The sequence below is a fragment of the Amycolatopsis sp. NPDC003676 genome (assembly GCF_053587275.1).
Genome location: NZ_JBSFNS010000043.1, coordinates 51,636 through 67,153, shown reverse-complemented (window position 1 = coordinate 67,153; position 15,518 = coordinate 51,636). Strand labels below are relative to the sequence as shown.

Sequence of the window (15,518 nt, the reverse complement as noted above, 5' to 3'; positions counted from 1 at the left end):
GTTCCACGGTGGACGGTTCGCGGACCTCGCTGACCGGGCCAACGAGCCCGTGCACTGGTTCTTCTGAGGCAGTTCCCAAGGCCCCGGCAAGCTCGCCGCGCTGGCCCGCATCCACGACGACTACCTGCACATCGTCGTCCGCAAGGACTCGCCCTACACCTCGGTGTCGATGCTGCGCGGCCGCCACATCGCGGTGGGCTCGCCGGAGTCGGGCGTCGAGTACATCGCCGACCGGGTGCTGGGGGTCGCCGGGCTGAAGGGCGCGGTCGCGATCGACCAGCTGAGCCTGGACGATTCGCTCACCGCGCTGGCCGACCGGAAGATCGACGCGATGTTCTGGTCCGGCGGGCTGCCGACGCCGCTCATCACCGAGTACAACCGCAAGATCGGCTTGCGGCTGCTCGACATGTCGTCGCTGATGCCGGGCATGCAGCGGTTCAGCCCGGTGTACGGCACCGCGACCATCCCCGGCAGCACCTACGACCAGGGCGGCCCGGTCACGACACTGGTGGTGCCGAACTTCCTGGTCGTGCCCACCTCGATGTCCGCCGACGTCGCGGAAGCGCTCACGAAGGGCCTGTACGACGCCCGTCCGGCGCTCGCGGCGGTCAACCGGGCGGCGTTGTCGATCGACGTGCATCCGGGGATCGAGACGGGGCCGTTGCCGCTGCATCCCGGGGCGTTGGCGTATTACCGCGCGGAGAAGGTCTAGCCCGCGACCGGGAAGTCCATCGCGATCCGCAACCCGCCCCCTTCGGGCAGGGACAACCGCATCTCGCCGCCGGAATGCCGGACGATCTCCGTCACGATCGCCAGCCCCAAACCCGACCCCGGCACGTTCTGGTGCGCCGTGCTCCGCCAGAACCGGTCGACAGCCCGCTCCAGTTCGTCCTCTCGCAGCCCAGGACCGTGGTCGCGGACCGAAACCGTCACCCGGTCTTCGGCGACGCTCGCAGCCACCTCCACCGAGGTACCGGAAGGGCTGAACTTGAGCGCGTTGTCCAGCAGAGCGTCGAGCACGACCTCCAGCCCGCGCGGCGGCACCAGCACCCGTGCCCCGTTGACGTCCACCGCGCTCTCCAGCGCGACCTCGCGAGCCGCCCCGACCACCGACCAGTCCGCGACACGATCGGCGATCACCGCGGCGAGATCCTCGGAAACCAGCTCGCCACCGGCGGACTCGGCGCGGGCCATCGACAGCAGCTCGTCGAGGATCTGGTTCAGCCGCTTGGCGTCCACCTGCGCCGCTTCGAGATCGGCGGCCGCGGTTTCGTCGGTCACCTGGCCGTCGAGGTTGCCCAGCCGGATCTTCAACGCCGTCAACGGATTGCGCAGCTGATGCGAGGCGTCCGCGACGAACGCACGCTGCGCGGCGAGCGCTTCCGACACACTCGCCGCCATCCGGTCGAACGACCGTCCCAGCTGCCGCAGCTCCGGCGGGCCGCCGCTCTCCCCCACCGGCTCCGCTTCCCGGCCGCTGACCACCGACGCGACCAGCGCGCCTGTCGCCTCGTCCAGCCGCCGGACCGGGCGCAGCGTCCACCGCACCACCGGCAGCGCGACGAGCAGCGCGAGCCCGAACGCGACCAGCGCGCACGCGGCCAGCAGCAGCCACTGCCACAGCAACTGGGTGCGGATGTGGTCGGTCGCGGACTCCGTGACCACCGCGCCGCGCACCTCGCCGTCGATGAGGATCGGCTCGGCCAGCACCAGCGGTTTGCTGGCCCACGGCATCAGCAGCGGCCCGGCTTCGGGCGGACGGGCGGCGAGCGCCTCGTTCACCGGCACCTGGATCGCGGCCCGGTCGACGCGCCGCGCGTCGGTGCCGCCGGGCGAGCTCAGCACCGGGTCGCCGTCCTGGTTCACCACGACCACTTTCACGCCGTACACCTCGGTGTACCGGCGCAGTTCGGGTTCCAGGCGGCTGAGCTGGTTGTCCAGCAGCGGACGCTGGGCGAGCGAGGCGAACCGCGAGGTGTCGGTGAGCCGGTCCAGGAAAAGCTTCTGCTGAAGACTGCTCGCGATGCTCAGCGCGAGCGGGATGCCGAGGCCGAACACGAGCAGCGCGACGAGCGTGACGACGATGCCCTGCAGCCGGACGCGCACCGCTCAGTCCCGCCGGATGCCCAGCCGATAGCCGACGCCGCGCACCGTTTCGATCAGCGCCGGCCGGCCGAGTTTGGTGCGCAGAGTGGCGACGTGTACGTCCAGCGAACGGCTCTCCGCCGCGCCGCGATGTCCCCACACCTCGTTCAGCACCTGCTCGCGCGAACACACCGCGCCGCCTGCGGCCGCGACCAGCGCGAGCACCTGGAACTCCTTGCGGGACAAGGCGATCGGCTCGCCGTCGACCAGCACCTCGTGCCGGGAGAGGTCGATCCGGACGTCGCCGACCTCGACGACCGGCACCGTCGGCGTGGTCTTTTCGGTGCGCCGCCTGCGCACCGCTTCGACACGCGCGAGCAGTTCCTCCACGTCGTACGGCTTGACCAGGTAGTCGTCGGCGCCGGCGCGCAGGCCGTGCACCCGGTCGTTCACCTCGCCGCGCGCGGACACCACGATCACCGCGACGTCGCTGACCGCCCGGATCTGCCGGCAGAGCACCACGCCGTCGACGTCGGGAAGGCCCAGGTCGAGGAGGATCACGTCGACGTCGTGGACCCGGTCGAGCACGCCGGCCCCGGACGGCAGCCGCTGCATGGTGAGGCCCCGGCGGACCAGCGCGGGGACGAGCGCGCCCGCGACCCGGTCGTCGTCTTCCACCAGCAGCACGCGCACGCTTGCTCCTCCCCGGTGATCCCGACCACGGTAGCCGGACTTTAGGGCGCCACGCCCCGCGGACACGGTGCGTGGCGGCGGCCACAGTCCCGACTAGGCTGAAAGCCGCCACGACGGCCGCATCCGATACGTAGTTGAAACCCTAAGTATTGCTCAAGCCGTCTTTACAAGAGATGTCCCGGTAGTAGGTTTCCGCAAGCGTTGCGGAACCCCGGTTCCGCGGACGCCCACGACCAACGGAGCTCTGGAGGCCACGATGACCACCGAGGTGGCGACGCCGATGATCAAGGCGGCCGCCGTGAACAAGTACTTCGGCGAGCTGCACGTGCTGCGCGAGATCACCCTCGAGGTGCCGCGCGGCCAGGTCGTCGTCGTGCTCGGGCCGTCCGGGTCGGGCAAGTCGACGCTGTGCCGCGCGATCAACCGGCTCGAGCCGATCAACTCCGGAGAGATCGCCGTCGACGGCGTGCCGCTGCCCGCCGAGGGCAAGGCGCTCGCCGCGCTGCGCGCCGACGTCGGCATGGTCTTCCAGCAGTTCAACCTCTTCGCGCACAAGACGATCCTCGAGAACGTCATGCTCGCGCCGACGAAGGTGCGCAAGACCGCGCAGGCCGAGGCCCGCAAGACGGCGATGGAACTGCTCGAGCGCGTCGGCATCGCGAACCAGGCCGACAAGTACCCGGCCCAGCTGTCCGGCGGCCAGCAGCAGCGCGTGGCGATCGCCCGCGCGCTCGCGATGAAGCCCAAGGTGATGCTGTTCGACGAGCCCACCTCGGCGCTGGACCCGGAAATGGTCCAGGAGGTGCTGGACGTGATGACCGGCCTGGCGAAGGACGGCATGACCATGCTCGTGGTCACGCACGAGATGGGCTTCGCCCGCCGCGCGGCCGACCGTGTCCTGTTCATGGCCGACGGCGAGATCGTCGAAGACACGACGCCGGAGGAGTTCTTCACCAAGCCGAAGTCCGACCGCGCCAAGGACTTCCTCGGCAAGATCCTGACCCACTGACCCGTTCGGGGGAATCCCCCGGCGCCTCGCGGCCGAGGTGGCTGTAATCGGCCGTGTCCACCGGCGCTACCCCGACCGGTACCGACGTTCCCGGACAGATTTTTCCCGGACAGATATTGGAGAGACTGACATGAGGATCCGCACCCTCGCGGCCGCTCTGCTCGCCGGCGGGCTGCTGCTCACCGCCTGCGGCAAGGAAGGCGCCCCGGCCGGTTCCGGCGGGGACGCCAACAGCAACGCCGCGGCGCTGCCGACCTACGAAGTGGCGAAGGACGTCAAGCTCGACGGCTCGCCGATCTTCAAGAAGATCCAGTCCGCGGGCTCGATCACCATCGGCGTCAAGGACGACCAGCCCGAGCTGGGCCAGAAGGACCCGAAGACCGGCAAGTTCCAGGGCTTCGACATCGAGATCGCCCGGATGGTCGCGGCGGGCCTCGGCATCAGCGAGGACAAGATCAAGTACACGACCGTCGACTCGGGCGCCCGCGAGCAGGCCATCTCCAACGGCCAGGTCGACCTCTACGTCGGCACCTACACCATCAACGACAAGCGCAAGAAGCTCGTGTCGTTCGCCGGCCCGTACTTCCAGGCCGGGCAGGACCTGCTGGTGCGCAAGGACGACACCTCGATCACCGGCCCGGAGACGCTGAAGGGCAAGAAGGTCTGCTCGGTCACCGGGTCGACCCCGATCCAGCGCGTGCGCGAGCAGAAGCTGACCGACCAGATCGTCGAGTTCCAGAAGTACTCGCAGTGCGTGGAGAAGCTGACCACGAAGGACGTCGACGCGGTCACCACCGACGACGCGATCCTCAAGGGCTACGCGGCGCAGGACCCGGACAGCTTCAAGGTCGTCGGCAAGCCGTTCTCGAAGGAGCCCTACGGCATCGGCCTGAACAAGGACGACAAGGTGCTGCGCGACAAGATCGACGACCTGCTGCAGGCCGCCGAGACCAACGGCACCTGGAAGAAGATCTACGACGCGACCCTCGGCAAGTCCGGCGCGCCCGCGACGCCGCCGGCCATCGAGCGGTACTGACCTGATCCGGCGGCCGGTGGGCGAAGCTTTCGCCCACCGGCCGCCGCACACCCACTATCGGCACACGGACGCGGGGAAGGCTCCATGGACGTCCTGCTCGACAATCTGGACCTCTTCGGTCCGTTCTTTCTGACCACGATCGAACTGTTCCTGATCGCGGGAGCGTGCAGCCTCGTGCTGGGCACGATCCTCGCGATGCTGCGGGTGAGCCCGGTCCCGGTGCTGCGCGCGATCGGCACGACGTACGTCACCGTCCTGCGCAACACGCCGCTGACGCTGGTGTTCGCGTTCCTCGTGTTCGCCTACCCGCTGCTCGACATCGTCAAGATCGACTACTTCCCGACCGCCGCGGTGGCGCTGACGATCTACACGTCGGCGTTCATCTGCGAGGTCGTGCGCTCGGGCATCAACACGGTGCCGATCGGCCAGGCCGAGGCGGGCCGCGCGCTGGGCCTGTCGTCCGGGCAGATCCTCGGCGGCATCGTGCTCCCGCAGGCGCTGCGGTCCGTGGTGCCGCCGCTGGTCAGCATGCTCATCGCGCTGCTGAAGAACACGACGATCGCCAGCGGGTTCTCGGTCGCCGAGGCCGGCGCGATCCGGCAGTACGTGTCCGAACGCGGCGACAACCAGATGGTCGCGCTGCTGTGGGTGGCGCTCGGCTTCATCATCCTCGTGTCGGTGCTGTCGCTCGTGCAGCGCAGCCTGGAGAAGCGCTGGAGCGTGGCCCGATGAGCACGGTTCTTTTCGACACCCCGGGCCCGAAAGCGCGGGTGCGGCACCGGCTTTACGCGGCGCTCGGCATCGTCGTCGTGGTGGCGCTGATCGCGTTCGTGATCTACCGCTTCATCGACAGCGGCCAGTTCTCCGGCCGCAAGTGGGAATGGCTGCAGTACTCCCAGGTGCAGAGCGACCTCGCGACCGCCGTGCTGGCGACTGTGAAGGCCTTCGCACTGGGCGCGGTGCTGGCCATCGTTTTCGGCGCGGTGTTCGCCGCCGGACGGCTGTCCGACCACGCGTGGGTCCGCGGGATCTGCACGTTCATCGTGGAGTTCTTCCGCGCGATCCCGCTGCTGATCCTGATGTTCCTGTTCTACTACGGCCTCCCGACCCTCGGCGTGGACACGTCGCCGCTGTTCGCGGTCGTGCTCGGCCTGACGCTGTACAACGGCTCGGTGCTGGCGGAGGTGTTCCGCGCGGGCATCCAGTCGCTGCCGAAGGGCCAGAGCGAAGCCGCGTACGCGCTCGGCATGCGCAAGACCCAGGTGATGTTCACGGTCCTGCTGCCGCAGGCTCTGCGCGCGATGCTGCCGACGATCATCAGCCAGCTGGTGGTGCTGCTCAAGGACACCGCGCTCGGCTTCCTCGTGACGTACCCGGAGCTGCTGTACTACGCCCGCTACATCGGCAGCCAGGGTGCTTTCGGCCGTCCGATCGTCCCGTCGACTCTCGTGGCTGCCGCGATCTACATCGCGATGTGCCTGCTGCTGACCGCGCTCGCGACGTACTTGGAGCGGCGTAACCGGCGCAGCAAGAAGCACCTCGACACTGGTGCGAAGGACGCCGCGGAGCTCAGCGCCACCGCGACCGGCGGCCTGCGCGGAGGACCTTTCTGACGGTTCGTTCGGCTTTCGTTTGAAGCCCTCGGCGCTGCTTTCGTTGCGGCGCTGGGGGTTTCTCTTTATCCGTGCGCTGTCGGATGGCGCGGCTGGTACAGCGGGAGAACGCTGCCGCTGGGCAGCCGGATCGACGCCCGCATGCCCCACGAGGCTTTCGTGAGCTCACCGTCCACTTCGGCCCCCTTCGCGGTCAGCTGCCGGACTGTCTCGTCGAGGTCGTCGCACATCAGGTAGAACTCCTGCTGCGGTTCTCCCCCGGTCGGGTGTATTGCTAGTTCCGTTGGGGGCAACCGGAAGATGAGCCAGCCGTCGCCTGCGTCGACATGTCCTAGCAGGCCCTTGAGGAACTCTCGGTCCGCTGCCGCGTCTTTGCTGTAGAGGATGACATGAGCGCCGGTGATCATGGTTCCTGTCCTCTCGAGAAGTCCTTTGCAGGCAACGAAAATCGTTCTTCCGACGGTCGAGCCGATCGAGTGATGCCGCCCGGTCGCAGGTCCTGCTAACGTTGATTTCGTTGAAGTAAGTACATCGCATGTGATGTGAGCCTGCGAGTCTTCTCGCCGCGCGGCCGTCGCGATTCCCTTTCTCTCCCAGTGCGTTGGCCAGCGCGCTGGTCGGTGCGATCTCTCATGCGCGCGGTGAGATCACGCTGCCAAGGCAAGGAGATCACGGCGTCCCGCACGGAAGGCAGCCATCGGGATCGAGCGCATCGACTTGCCGTCACGCCCAGACTGATCAGGCGAGGAGGGACCGCCTATTGCCTAACCACAACTGAATACGCCCGCAGCACACGCGCACAGGCCCGTACGCGAGAACGCAGGCCCACAGTTTGCGGATAAGCGCCCACGGTCAGCAGAAGCAAGGAGCCGCCGTCTCCGAGCACGCGAGCCCGCCGTAGGCAACAGCGCAGGCCCACCTGCCGCGAACGAGCAAGCCCGCCGTCAGGAAGTGCACGGGACCGCTGTCGGCGCGAGAGAACAAGCCGGTGCCACGGCCAAGCAGACCTGCTGACCGCAGACGACCGACCCGCCTCACGCGGACAAGCAGGCCTGCCTCCCGCGAACGGGACTCGCCCGCACCCGCGACCGAGCCACCGCGGCAGCGAACGTCACCGATTGCGTCGGAACAGCTTGTCTCCCAGCCAGACGATCGGGTCGTACTTGCGGTCGGCGACGCGTTCCTTCATCGGGATCAGCGCGTTGTCGGTGATGTGGATGCCTTCCGGGCACACCTCGGTGCAGCACTTGGTGATGTTGCAGAGCCCGAGCCCGTGCTCGTCCTGGGCGGCGTCGCGGCGGTCGGCGACGTCCAGCGGGTGCATCTCCAGCTCGGCGATCCGCATGAGGTAACGAGGTCCGGCGAAGCTCTCCTTGTTCTCCTCGTGGTCGCGGACGACGTGGCAGGTGTTCTGGCAGAGGTAGCACTCGATGCACTTGCGGAACTCCTGCGAGCGCTCGACGTCCACCTGCTGCATCCGGTACTCGCCGGGTTTCAGCCCCTCCAGCGGGGTGAACGACGGGATCTCGCGCGCCTTCGTGTAGTTGAACGACACGTCGGTGACGAGGTCGCGGATCACCGGGAAGGTGCGCATCGGCGTGACCGTCACGACTTCGGCCTCGGTGAACGTCGACATGCGCGTCATGCACAGCAGCCGCGGCCTGCCGTTGATCTCCGCCGAGCAGGAGCCGCACTTGCCTGCCTTGCAGTTCCAGCGCACGGCTAGGTCGGCGGCCTGGGTGGCCTGCAGCCGGTGGATGATGTCGAGCACGACCTCGCCCTCGTTCACCTCGACGGTGAAGTCCTGCAGGTCGCCGCCGGTCGCGTCGCCGCGCCACACGCGGAACTTCGCCTGGTAGCTCACGCGGTCCTCCCGGGGTGGGTCTCCAGCTCGCCGTCGGTGAAGTACTTGCCCAGCTCGTCGAGTTCGAACAGCTCGAGCAAGTCCGGCCGCATCGGGACCTGTTCCTTCACGGCCACGTCGACGTCCGGCACGAGCGGGTTGTCGCCCGGCTGCGCGGAGCAGACCAGCAGCCGGTGCCGCCAGTCCGCGTCCATCGACGGATAGTCGTCGCGGGTGTGGCCGCCGCGGCTTTCCGTGCGGGTCAGCGCCGCGCGGGCGACGCATTCGCTCACCAGCAACATGTTCCGCAGGTCGAGCGCGAGGTGCCAGCCGGGGTTGAACTGCCGGTGGCCTTCCACCTCCACCTGTCCCACGCGCTGGCGGATATTCGCGAGTTTTTCCAGCGCCTGCCGGATTTCCCCGGCCTTGCGGATGATGCCGACCAGGTCGTTCATCGACTGCTGCAGCTCCGTGTGCAGCGTGTACGGATTCTCCGGCGTCCCCTCAGCGGGCGGGTTGAACGGTTCGAGCGCCATCGCGGCCGCGGTGTCCACATCGGACTGGGAAACCGCGGGCCGTTCCTTCAAACCGTCCACATAGGACGCCGCGCCCAGTCCGGCTCGCCGTCCGAACACGAGCAGGTCCGACAGCGAATTGCCGCCGAGCCGGTTCGACCCGTGCATGCCGCCGGAGCACTCGCCCGCCGCGAACAGGCCGGGCACGCTCGCCGCGCCGGTGTCCGGGTCGACCTCCACGCCGCCCATCACGTAGTGGCAGGTCGGGCCGACCTCCATGGCCTCCTTGGTGATGTCGACGTCGGCGAGTTCCTTGAACTGGTGGTACATCGACGGCAGCCGCCGCTGGATCTCCTCGGCGGGCAGCCGGCTCGCGATGTCGAGGAACACGCCGCCGTGCGGGGATCCGCGCCCCTCCTTGACCTCGGAGTTGATCGCCCGCGCCACCTCGTCGCGCGGCAGCAGGTCCGGCGTGCGGCGGTTGCTCTCCTGGTCGGTGTACCAGCGGTCGGCTTCGTCCTCGCTGTCCGCGTACTGGCCCTTGAACACCTCGGGCACGTACTCGAACATGAACCGCTTGTCCTCGGAGTTCTTGAGCACCCCGCCGTCGCCGCGCACGCCCTCGGTGACGAGGATGCCCTTCACGCTCGGCGGCCAGACCATCCCGGTCGGGTGGAACTGCACGAACTCCATGTTGATCAGCTTCGCGCCGGCGCGAAGGGCGAGCGCGTGCCCGTCGCCGGTGTACTCCCACGAATTCGACGTCACCTTGAACGACTTGCCGATGCCGCCCGTCGCGAGCACCACCGCGGGCGCCTCGAACAGCACGAACCGCCCGCTCTCGCGCCAGTAGCCGAACGCTCCGGCGACCGCGCCGTTGTCCAGCAGCAGCTCGGTGACCGTGCATTCGGCGAAGACCTTGATCCGGGCTTCGTAGTCGCCGTACTTCTTGAAATCCTCCTGCTGCAGCGAAACGATCTTCTGCTGCATCGTGCGGATCAGCTCGAGCCCGGTGCGGTCGCCGACGTGCGCGAGCCGCGGGTACGTGTGCCCGCCGAAGTTGCGCTGGCTGATCCGCCCGTCTGCGGTACGGTCGAAAAGCGCGCCGTACGTCTCGAGTTCCCAGACGCGGTCCGGCGCTTCCCGGGCGTGGAGCTCGGCCATCCGCCAGTTGTTGAGGAATTTCCCGCCGCGCATGGTGTCGCGGAAGTGCACCTGCCAGTTGTCGTTCGAGTTCGCGTTGCCCATCGACGCCGCGCAGCCGCCCTCGGCCATCACCGTGTGCGCTTTGCCGAACAGGGATTTGCACACCACCGCGACGCTGAAACCGCGTTCGCGCGCTTCGATCACCGCGCGCAGACCGGCGCCGCCGGCACCGATCACCACCACGTCGTAGCTGTGCCGTTCGACCTCGGTCATGGAATAAGCCACCTCACGAGCTGGGGAGAACTGCCTTGCGCTGCTGGATTTCCGGGGTTCAGCCCACGAATCGCAGGTCCGAGATCGCGCCGCTGGACACGAGCATCACGTAGAAGTCGGTCAGCACGAGCGTGCCGAGCGTCGTCCACGCGAGGGCCATGTGCCGCGTGTTGAGTTTCGTGACCTGCGTCCAGATCCAGTACCGGACGGGATGTTTCGAGAAATGCTTGAGCCGCCCGCCGGTGACGTGCCGGCACGAGTGGCAGGACAGCGTGTACGCCCACAGCAGCACGACGTTCAGCACGAGAATCACGTTGCCGAGCCCGAAGCCGAACCCGGTGGGACTCTGGAACGCGACAATGGCGTCGTAGGTGTTGACGAGCGAGACGACGCACGCGACGTAGAAGAAGTACCGGTGCACGTTCTGCACGATCAACGGCAGCCGCGTCTCGCCGGTGTAGCGCGCGTGCGGTTCGGCGACCGCGCAGGCAGGCGGGGAGAACCATACGGAGCGGTAGTAGGCCTTGCGGTAGTAGTAGCAGGTCAACCGGAACCCGAGCAGGAACGGCAGCACGAGCACGCCGAGCGGCAACCAGGACGGCATTTCGCCAAACCAGTGCCCGAAGTGGCTGGATCCGTCGACGCAGGAAGTGGACACGCACGGGGAGTAAAACGGCGTCAGATAATGGTATTCGGGCACCCAATAGGCGGTGCGCACGAATGCCCGGACAGTCGCGTAAACGACGAAGGTGGCCAGCCCCAGCACAGTGAGCAGGGGCGACAGCCACCACCGGTCGGTGCGCAGTGTCCGGGCGGCGAGCCGCGCCCGCCCCGGCGCTCGAACGCCGGTGGGGGCGCGGCTGACGTCGTTGTCAGCGGGGGCGCTCACCGCTGGTCGCGCTTGTAGCCACCGACACCTTCGTCGTCGGCGCCGCTCCACAGCGCCGGATCGTAGGGAGTATCGGGGACGGGAACGCGTTCGACGGGTTTCGCCTGCGCGGGCACAGCGGGCGGGTGCCCGTCCAGATCAGCGGTGTCGATGTCGAGCCGCTCGACGTCGTTGGCCAGCCGGCGCACCGCGGACGCGTCGCCGTAGCGCGATCGCAATGCGCCCACGCACTGCCGCAACTGGCCGATGGTGCGCCGGAGTTCGGCGATCTCTGTGGTGGACATCGGAAGCCTCCCTGGATGGTGGGGCCGGCAGTTCGGGTGACGATCAACGTCGCCGGGTACGACTCTGCCTCGCGTGGTGCACTGTGACAAGTAGCACATTTACCAGAGCGGGGCATGTTGTACTGGTTGACCTGGGGATTTCTCGCCAGATAGGGGCCGAAAGTGGGGTTTGGGCCGTCTCTGGGACGTCCTCCGCGCAAACTCAAGCCGCCGCAGCGCGTTCTGCCGATGAGCGGAACACGCTGCTGCGGACGGAGAGTCATCCGGCCGTCACCGCACGCGACAGGTCGCTATTCCGCCGGGTCCTCGCCCGCCAAGAGCTTCGTGAAGCCTGCCTCGTTCGCCAACCGCTGGGCTTTCACCTCCTCCTCGAACCCGGCAGCCGCGGTCGACAGGCGATGCAGCGAATCTTCCGGAGACAGCGCGGACTCGCCCAACTGCTCGATGGTTCCCGCGTACGGCGCGGCTTCCCGACCGGCCAGGAAGACGCCCGCGCGCTGGTGCGGGAAGTAGACGACGTCCGTCGTGTCCTGCTGGCGGTACCAGCTGAATGCGCCTGCCGTCACAGCCTGGCTCGGGGCCAGGCGGATGTTCACCGACGCCGCGATCTCGACGAGGTACCGCACCTGACGCAGCATCAGCTCGGCATCTCCGAGGTTGTTCCGCAGTGCTTCGGTACCGATGAACAGCTGCGTCTCGATCGCCCCCTCGCCGAACAGAATCCTCTTGCGGCTCAATCGGTTCTCGACGACTTGCTCCAGGATTTCGTTGTCCCACAGGCTCGGGCCGAACATCAGCCGTGCGTAATCGGGGATCTGCAGCAATTCCGGGATTTCCAGCGGGGCCCACACGGTCACCGACGTCGCGTTCCGCTCGTGCCCGGCCACCAGCGCGTAATGGGCCGTGTTCGCCTGCGATCCGTGCATGATCCAGCTCGCTCCGGCCAGCTCGCGCGCCAGCTCCATGATCCGCGTCTTCTTCTCGCCGACCACTCCGAGTGCGCCCAGCACCCCGGCCACGTCCTCCAGCGTCGGAATCGCCTGGCCCAGCTCCCAGCTCGACAGCAGCGCCGGATCCACCCCGACCCAGCGTCCCAGCTCGCGCAGACCGAAGCTCGCCTCGATCCGGGCATTCCGCAATGCCCTGCCCAAAACGCGCTCCTGCGGAGTGGGCGTGTCCGAATCTCGCATCCACCGTCACCTCCGGCCGCGGATAGTGCCTGTTCCACATTGCTAACACCTATGCATGTCGCCGATCCGTGTCAGCGGGCCGGGGACGAGACGGCTTGAATCCCGTCGTCAGGAGTCCCGCAACCCGGCTCGACATCCGGAAACAACTCGGCTCGGCGGCGCCACCCGCATGTCCCCGAGCATCGCCGCTCGCCCCATCCAGGGGTCCGCGCGTCACCCCGTAGGGCTTCTGAATCGATTTTGTTTCCGGAGGGTTTTCGGGTTACCGTGTGCACCGTCACGTTCCCGCGACGCCAGCGCCGCCGTCTCGCGAACCCGTCACGAGCCGGGAGCTTGAGATGAGCAGCAGCCCGAACCCGACCGCCGCGGTGCACCGCGTTCTCGCCGACGTCACCGACCGGATCGCCGAGCGCAGTGCGGACACGCGGGCGGCGTACCTCGCCCGCAGCGCGGCCGCTTTCGAGGAGGGGCCGGTCCGCCGCGGCCTCGCTTGCAGCAACCTCGCGCACGGTTTCGCCGCGATGGACGGCGTCGACAAGCAGGCGCTGCGCCAGCTGCGCGCGCCCGGCGTCGCGATCGTGTCCTCCTACAACGACATGCTCTCCGCGCACCAGCCGATGCAGGAGTACCCGGCGTGGCTGAAGAAATCGGTCCGCGAAGCCGGCGGGGTCGCGCAGTTCGCCGGTGGCGTGCCCGCGATGTGCGACGGCATCACGCAGGGTCGGCCGGGCATGGAGTTGTCGCTGTTCAGCCGCGAAGTGATCGCGATGTCGACGGCGATCGCGTTGTCCCACGACATGTTCGATGCGGCTTTGCTGCTCGGCGTCTGCGACAAGATCGTGCCGGGGTTGTTGATCGGCGCGCTGTCGTTCGGGCATCTGCCTGCGGTGCTCGTGCCGGCCGGGCCGATGAATTCCGGCTTGCCCAATAAGGAAAAAGCCCGCGTGCGCCAGCTGTACGCGGAGGGGCTCGCGACGCGGGAAGACCTGCTCGACGCGGAAGCGGCGTCGTATCACTCCGCTGGCACCTGCACGTTTTACGGCACCGCCAACTCGAACCAGATGGTCGTCGAGGTGATGGGCCTGCACTTGCCGGGCGCGAGCTTCGTGCCGCCGAATACGCCGTTGCGCCGGGCGCTCACCGAAGAGGCTGGCCGACGCGTCGTCGAACTGTCCCGAGGCGAGGCGTACACGCCGATTTCGCAGGTGCTGGACGAAAAGGCGTTCGTGAACGGCATCGTCGCGCTGCTGGCGACCGGCGGGTCGACGAACCACACGATGCACCTGGTGGCGATCGCCGCGGCGGCCGGGATTCAGCTGAGCTGGGACGACTTCTCGGACCTGTCGGCGGTCGTGCCGCTGCTGGCGCGCGTGTACCCGAACGGCAGCGCGGACATCAACCACTTCCACGCGGCCGGCGGCATCCAGTTCCTCGTCGGCACGCTACTCGACGCGGGGCTGCTGCACGAGGATGTGCGCACCGTCGCGGGTCCGGGTCTGCGCCGGTACACGCAGGAGCCGATCTTGTCTGACGGCGAACTGGTGTGGCGAGACGTGCCGACGCGCAGCCTCGACGAGGAGGTGCTGCGTCCGGTGTGGCGGCCGTTCGCGCCGGACGGCGGGTTGCGGATGGTGGAGGGCAACTTGGGCCGGGCGGTCACGAAGGTGTCGGCGGTCGCGCCCGAGCACCGCGTGGTGGAGGCACCGGCGCGAGTGTTCACGTCGCAGGAGGGGTTCCAGGTCGCGTTCGAGGCCGGGGAACTGGACCGGGACGTGGTCGTGGTGCTGCGGCAACAGGGTCCGCAGGCGAACGGCATGCCGGAGCTGCACGGACTGACCCCGGCGCTGGGCGTGCTGATGGACCGCGGATTCCGGGTCGCGCTGCTCACCGACGGGCGGATGTCGGGTGCGTCGGGCAAGGTCCCGGCCGCGATTCAGGTGACGCCGGAGGCCGCGGTGGGCGGGCCGATCGCCCGGATCGCCGACGGCGACATGATCCGGTTCGACGCCCGGTCCGGATCCCTCGACGTACTGATCGCGGACGACGAATTGGCGCGGCGCGACCTCGCGGACGCACCGCCGTCGGAGGCCGCGTGGAGCGGGACCGGGCGGGAGCTGTTCGGGGCGCTGCGGCGCGCGATCGGCCCGGCTGACCAGGGCGCGAGCGTGTTCGGGGCGCTTACGCCGGAGCTGGACCTCGCCCGGGGCGTTCCGCCATTCGGAAGCGGGACAATGGACGCGTCCCCCTACGCTCTCCAGACCCAGGAGGTCGGTCAGTGACCACCGGCACGGACCTGCTCGCCCTGTCCCCCGTGATGCCCGTCGTAGTGATCGACGACGTCGACGACGCGGTCCCGACGGCCCGCGCCCTGCACGCCGGCGGGATCGGGGTGATCGAGCTGACGCTGCGCACGCCGGTCGCACTGGCCGCGATCGAGCGGGTGGCCGCGGAGGTGCCGGACATCGTCGTGGGCGCCGGAACGGTGACCTCGCCGGAGCAGGCGAAGCAGGCCGCCGACGCGGGCGCGAAGTTCCTGGTGACGCCGGGCTGCACGGACTCGGTGCTGGACGCCGCCTTCGCCACCGGGCTGCCGTTCCTGCCGGGCGCGGCCACGGTGTCGGAGGCGATGCGGCTGGCCGAACGCGGGTTGAGCGCGCTGAAGTTCTTCCCGGCGGAGGCCAGCGGGGGCGCGGCGTTCTTGAAGTCGATCGCCGGGCCGCTGCCGCAGCTGCAGTTCTGCCCGACCGGCGGGATCACGGCGTCGTCGGCCCCGTCGTATCTGGCGCTGCCGAACGTCGGCTGCATCGGCGGATCGTGGCTGACGCCGCCGAAGCTGTTGGCGGCCAAGGACTTCGCCGCTGTCGAGAAGCTGGCCGCCGAAGCCGCCGCGCTGCGCTGAGCCTTTCCGGAAACCCGTCGCCTTCACGCTGGAGGCGGCGGGT

General features: G+C 68.5%; 14 protein-coding genes and 1 pseudogene. 7 read left to right on the top strand and 8 right to left on the bottom strand.

All coding sequences use genetic code 11. The features are described 5' to 3' along the window. Positions 1-85: 85 nt before the first annotated feature. Positions 86-712 (top strand): annotated as a pseudogene (locus tag ACWDNU_RS24475) (TAXI family TRAP transporter solute-binding subunit); the annotation flags it as partial. On the opposite strand, the gene ACWDNU_RS24470 reads toward ACWDNU_RS24475, so the two are convergent. Together ACWDNU_RS24470 and ACWDNU_RS24465 are read right to left on the bottom strand one after the other, a co-directional pair. Then, a complete protein-coding gene (locus tag ACWDNU_RS24470) occupies positions 709-2,106 on the bottom strand; it encodes an ATP-binding protein (protein WP_370939099.1) in 1,398 nt (465 codons plus the stop codon). The pseudogene ACWDNU_RS24475 and the gene ACWDNU_RS24470 overlap by 4 nt on opposite strands. A 3-nt stretch (positions 2,107-2,109) precedes the next feature. Beyond that, complete coding sequence (locus ACWDNU_RS24465) at positions 2,110-2,778, bottom strand: response regulator transcription factor (RefSeq protein WP_370939100.1); 669 nt, start codon at positions 2,776-2,778, stop codon at positions 2,110-2,112. A 280-nt stretch (positions 2,779-3,058) separates the two neighbouring features. Between ACWDNU_RS24465 and ACWDNU_RS24460 the strand changes: the two genes are divergently transcribed. From ACWDNU_RS24460 to ACWDNU_RS24445, 4 genes are all read left to right on the top strand, one after another. After that, positions 3,059-3,787 carry an amino acid ABC transporter ATP-binding protein gene (locus ACWDNU_RS24460; protein WP_370940523.1) on the top strand — a complete coding sequence of 243 codons (729 nt, stop codon included), beginning with the start codon at positions 3,059-3,061 and terminating at the stop codon, positions 3,785-3,787. Between the two features lie 130 nt (positions 3,788-3,917). Beyond that, positions 3,918-4,823, top strand: a complete 906-nt coding sequence (locus ACWDNU_RS24455; RefSeq protein ID WP_370939101.1) for a glutamate ABC transporter substrate-binding protein — start codon at positions 3,918-3,920, stop codon at positions 4,821-4,823. 84 nt (positions 4,824-4,907) lie between these two features. Further along, positions 4,908-5,555 carry an amino acid ABC transporter permease gene (locus ACWDNU_RS24450; RefSeq protein WP_370939102.1) on the top strand — a complete coding sequence of 216 codons (648 nt, stop codon included), beginning with the start codon at positions 4,908-4,910 and terminating at the stop codon, positions 5,553-5,555. Then, positions 5,552-6,436 (top strand): amino acid ABC transporter permease, encoded by an 885-nt coding sequence (locus tag ACWDNU_RS24445; protein ID WP_370939103.1) that lies wholly within the window; start codon positions 5,552-5,554, stop codon positions 6,434-6,436. Before ACWDNU_RS24450 ends, ACWDNU_RS24445 begins: the two co-directional genes overlap by 4 nt. Positions 6,437-6,501: 65 nt before the next feature. Here ACWDNU_RS24445 and ACWDNU_RS24440 read toward each other — a convergent pair whose 3' ends face one another. The 6 genes from ACWDNU_RS24440 to ACWDNU_RS24415 form a co-directional block, all read right to left on the bottom strand. Next, entirely contained in the window at positions 6,502-6,843 is a 342-nt protein-coding gene (locus tag ACWDNU_RS24440) for a VOC family protein (protein ID WP_449670591.1), read from the bottom strand. Between the two features lie 704 nt (positions 6,844-7,547). Further along, complete coding sequence (locus ACWDNU_RS24435; protein WP_449670590.1) at positions 7,548-8,300, bottom strand: succinate dehydrogenase/fumarate reductase iron-sulfur subunit; 753 nt, start codon at positions 8,298-8,300, stop codon at positions 7,548-7,550. Beyond that, positions 8,297-10,213: a fumarate reductase/succinate dehydrogenase flavoprotein subunit gene (locus ACWDNU_RS24430; protein ID WP_449670589.1), complete on the bottom strand. Its 1,917-nt coding sequence runs from the start codon at positions 10,211-10,213 to the stop codon at positions 8,297-8,299. Before ACWDNU_RS24430 ends, ACWDNU_RS24435 begins: the two co-directional genes overlap by 4 nt. 58 nt (positions 10,214-10,271) lie before the next feature. Next, on the bottom strand, positions 10,272-11,102 hold the full coding sequence (locus tag ACWDNU_RS24425; protein WP_449670588.1) for a hypothetical protein: 831 nt from the start codon (positions 11,100-11,102) through the stop codon (positions 10,272-10,274). Continuing rightward, positions 11,099-11,386: a hypothetical protein gene (locus tag ACWDNU_RS24420; protein WP_037809740.1), complete on the bottom strand. Its 288-nt coding sequence runs from the start codon at positions 11,384-11,386 to the stop codon at positions 11,099-11,101. Before ACWDNU_RS24420 ends, ACWDNU_RS24425 begins: the two co-directional genes overlap by 4 nt. A 290-nt stretch (positions 11,387-11,676) precedes the next feature. After that, positions 11,677-12,576 carry a helix-turn-helix domain-containing protein gene (locus tag ACWDNU_RS24415; protein WP_449670587.1) on the bottom strand — a complete coding sequence of 300 codons (900 nt, stop codon included), beginning with the start codon at positions 12,574-12,576 and terminating at the stop codon, positions 11,677-11,679. A gap of 338 nt (positions 12,577-12,914) precedes the next feature. On the opposite strand from ACWDNU_RS24415, the gene edd reads away from it, so the two are divergent. Together edd and eda are read left to right on the top strand one after the other, a co-directional pair. Next, positions 12,915-14,855: a phosphogluconate dehydratase gene (gene edd, locus ACWDNU_RS24410; protein WP_449670586.1), complete on the top strand. Its 1,941-nt coding sequence runs from the start codon at positions 12,915-12,917 to the stop codon at positions 14,853-14,855. After that, positions 14,852-15,475: a bifunctional 4-hydroxy-2-oxoglutarate aldolase/2-dehydro-3-deoxy-phosphogluconate aldolase gene (gene eda / locus ACWDNU_RS24405; RefSeq protein ID WP_449670585.1), complete on the top strand. Its 624-nt coding sequence runs from the start codon at positions 14,852-14,854 to the stop codon at positions 15,473-15,475. Before edd ends, eda begins: the two co-directional genes overlap by 4 nt. Positions 15,476-15,518: the final 43 nt, after the last annotated feature.

Coding starts and splice junctions, on each gene's coding strand:
- ACWDNU_RS24450 (WP_370939102.1), top strand. CDS start 4,908: ATGGACGTCCTGCTCGACAATCTGGACCTCTTCGGTCCGTTCTTTCTG.
- ACWDNU_RS24455 (WP_370939101.1), top strand. CDS start 3,918: ATGAGGATCCGCACCCTCGCGGCCGCTCTGCTCGCCGGCGGGCTGCTG.
- ACWDNU_RS24430 (WP_449670589.1), bottom strand. CDS start 10,213: ATGACCGAGGTCGAACGGCACAGCTACGACGTGGTGGTGATCGGTGCC.
- ACWDNU_RS24440 (WP_449670591.1), bottom strand. CDS start 6,843: ATGATCACCGGCGCTCATGTCATCCTCTACAGCAAAGACGCGGCAGCG.
- ACWDNU_RS24460 (WP_370940523.1), top strand. CDS start 3,059: ATGATCAAGGCGGCCGCCGTGAACAAGTACTTCGGCGAGCTGCACGTG.
- ACWDNU_RS24445 (WP_370939103.1), top strand. CDS start 5,552: ATGAGCACGGTTCTTTTCGACACCCCGGGCCCGAAAGCGCGGGTGCGG.
- ACWDNU_RS24420 (WP_037809740.1), bottom strand. CDS start 11,386: ATGTCCACCACAGAGATCGCCGAACTCCGGCGCACCATCGGCCAGTTG.
- edd (WP_449670586.1), top strand. CDS start 12,915: ATGAGCAGCAGCCCGAACCCGACCGCCGCGGTGCACCGCGTTCTCGCC.
- ACWDNU_RS24415 (WP_449670587.1), bottom strand. CDS start 12,576: ATGCGAGATTCGGACACGCCCACTCCGCAGGAGCGCGTTTTGGGCAGG.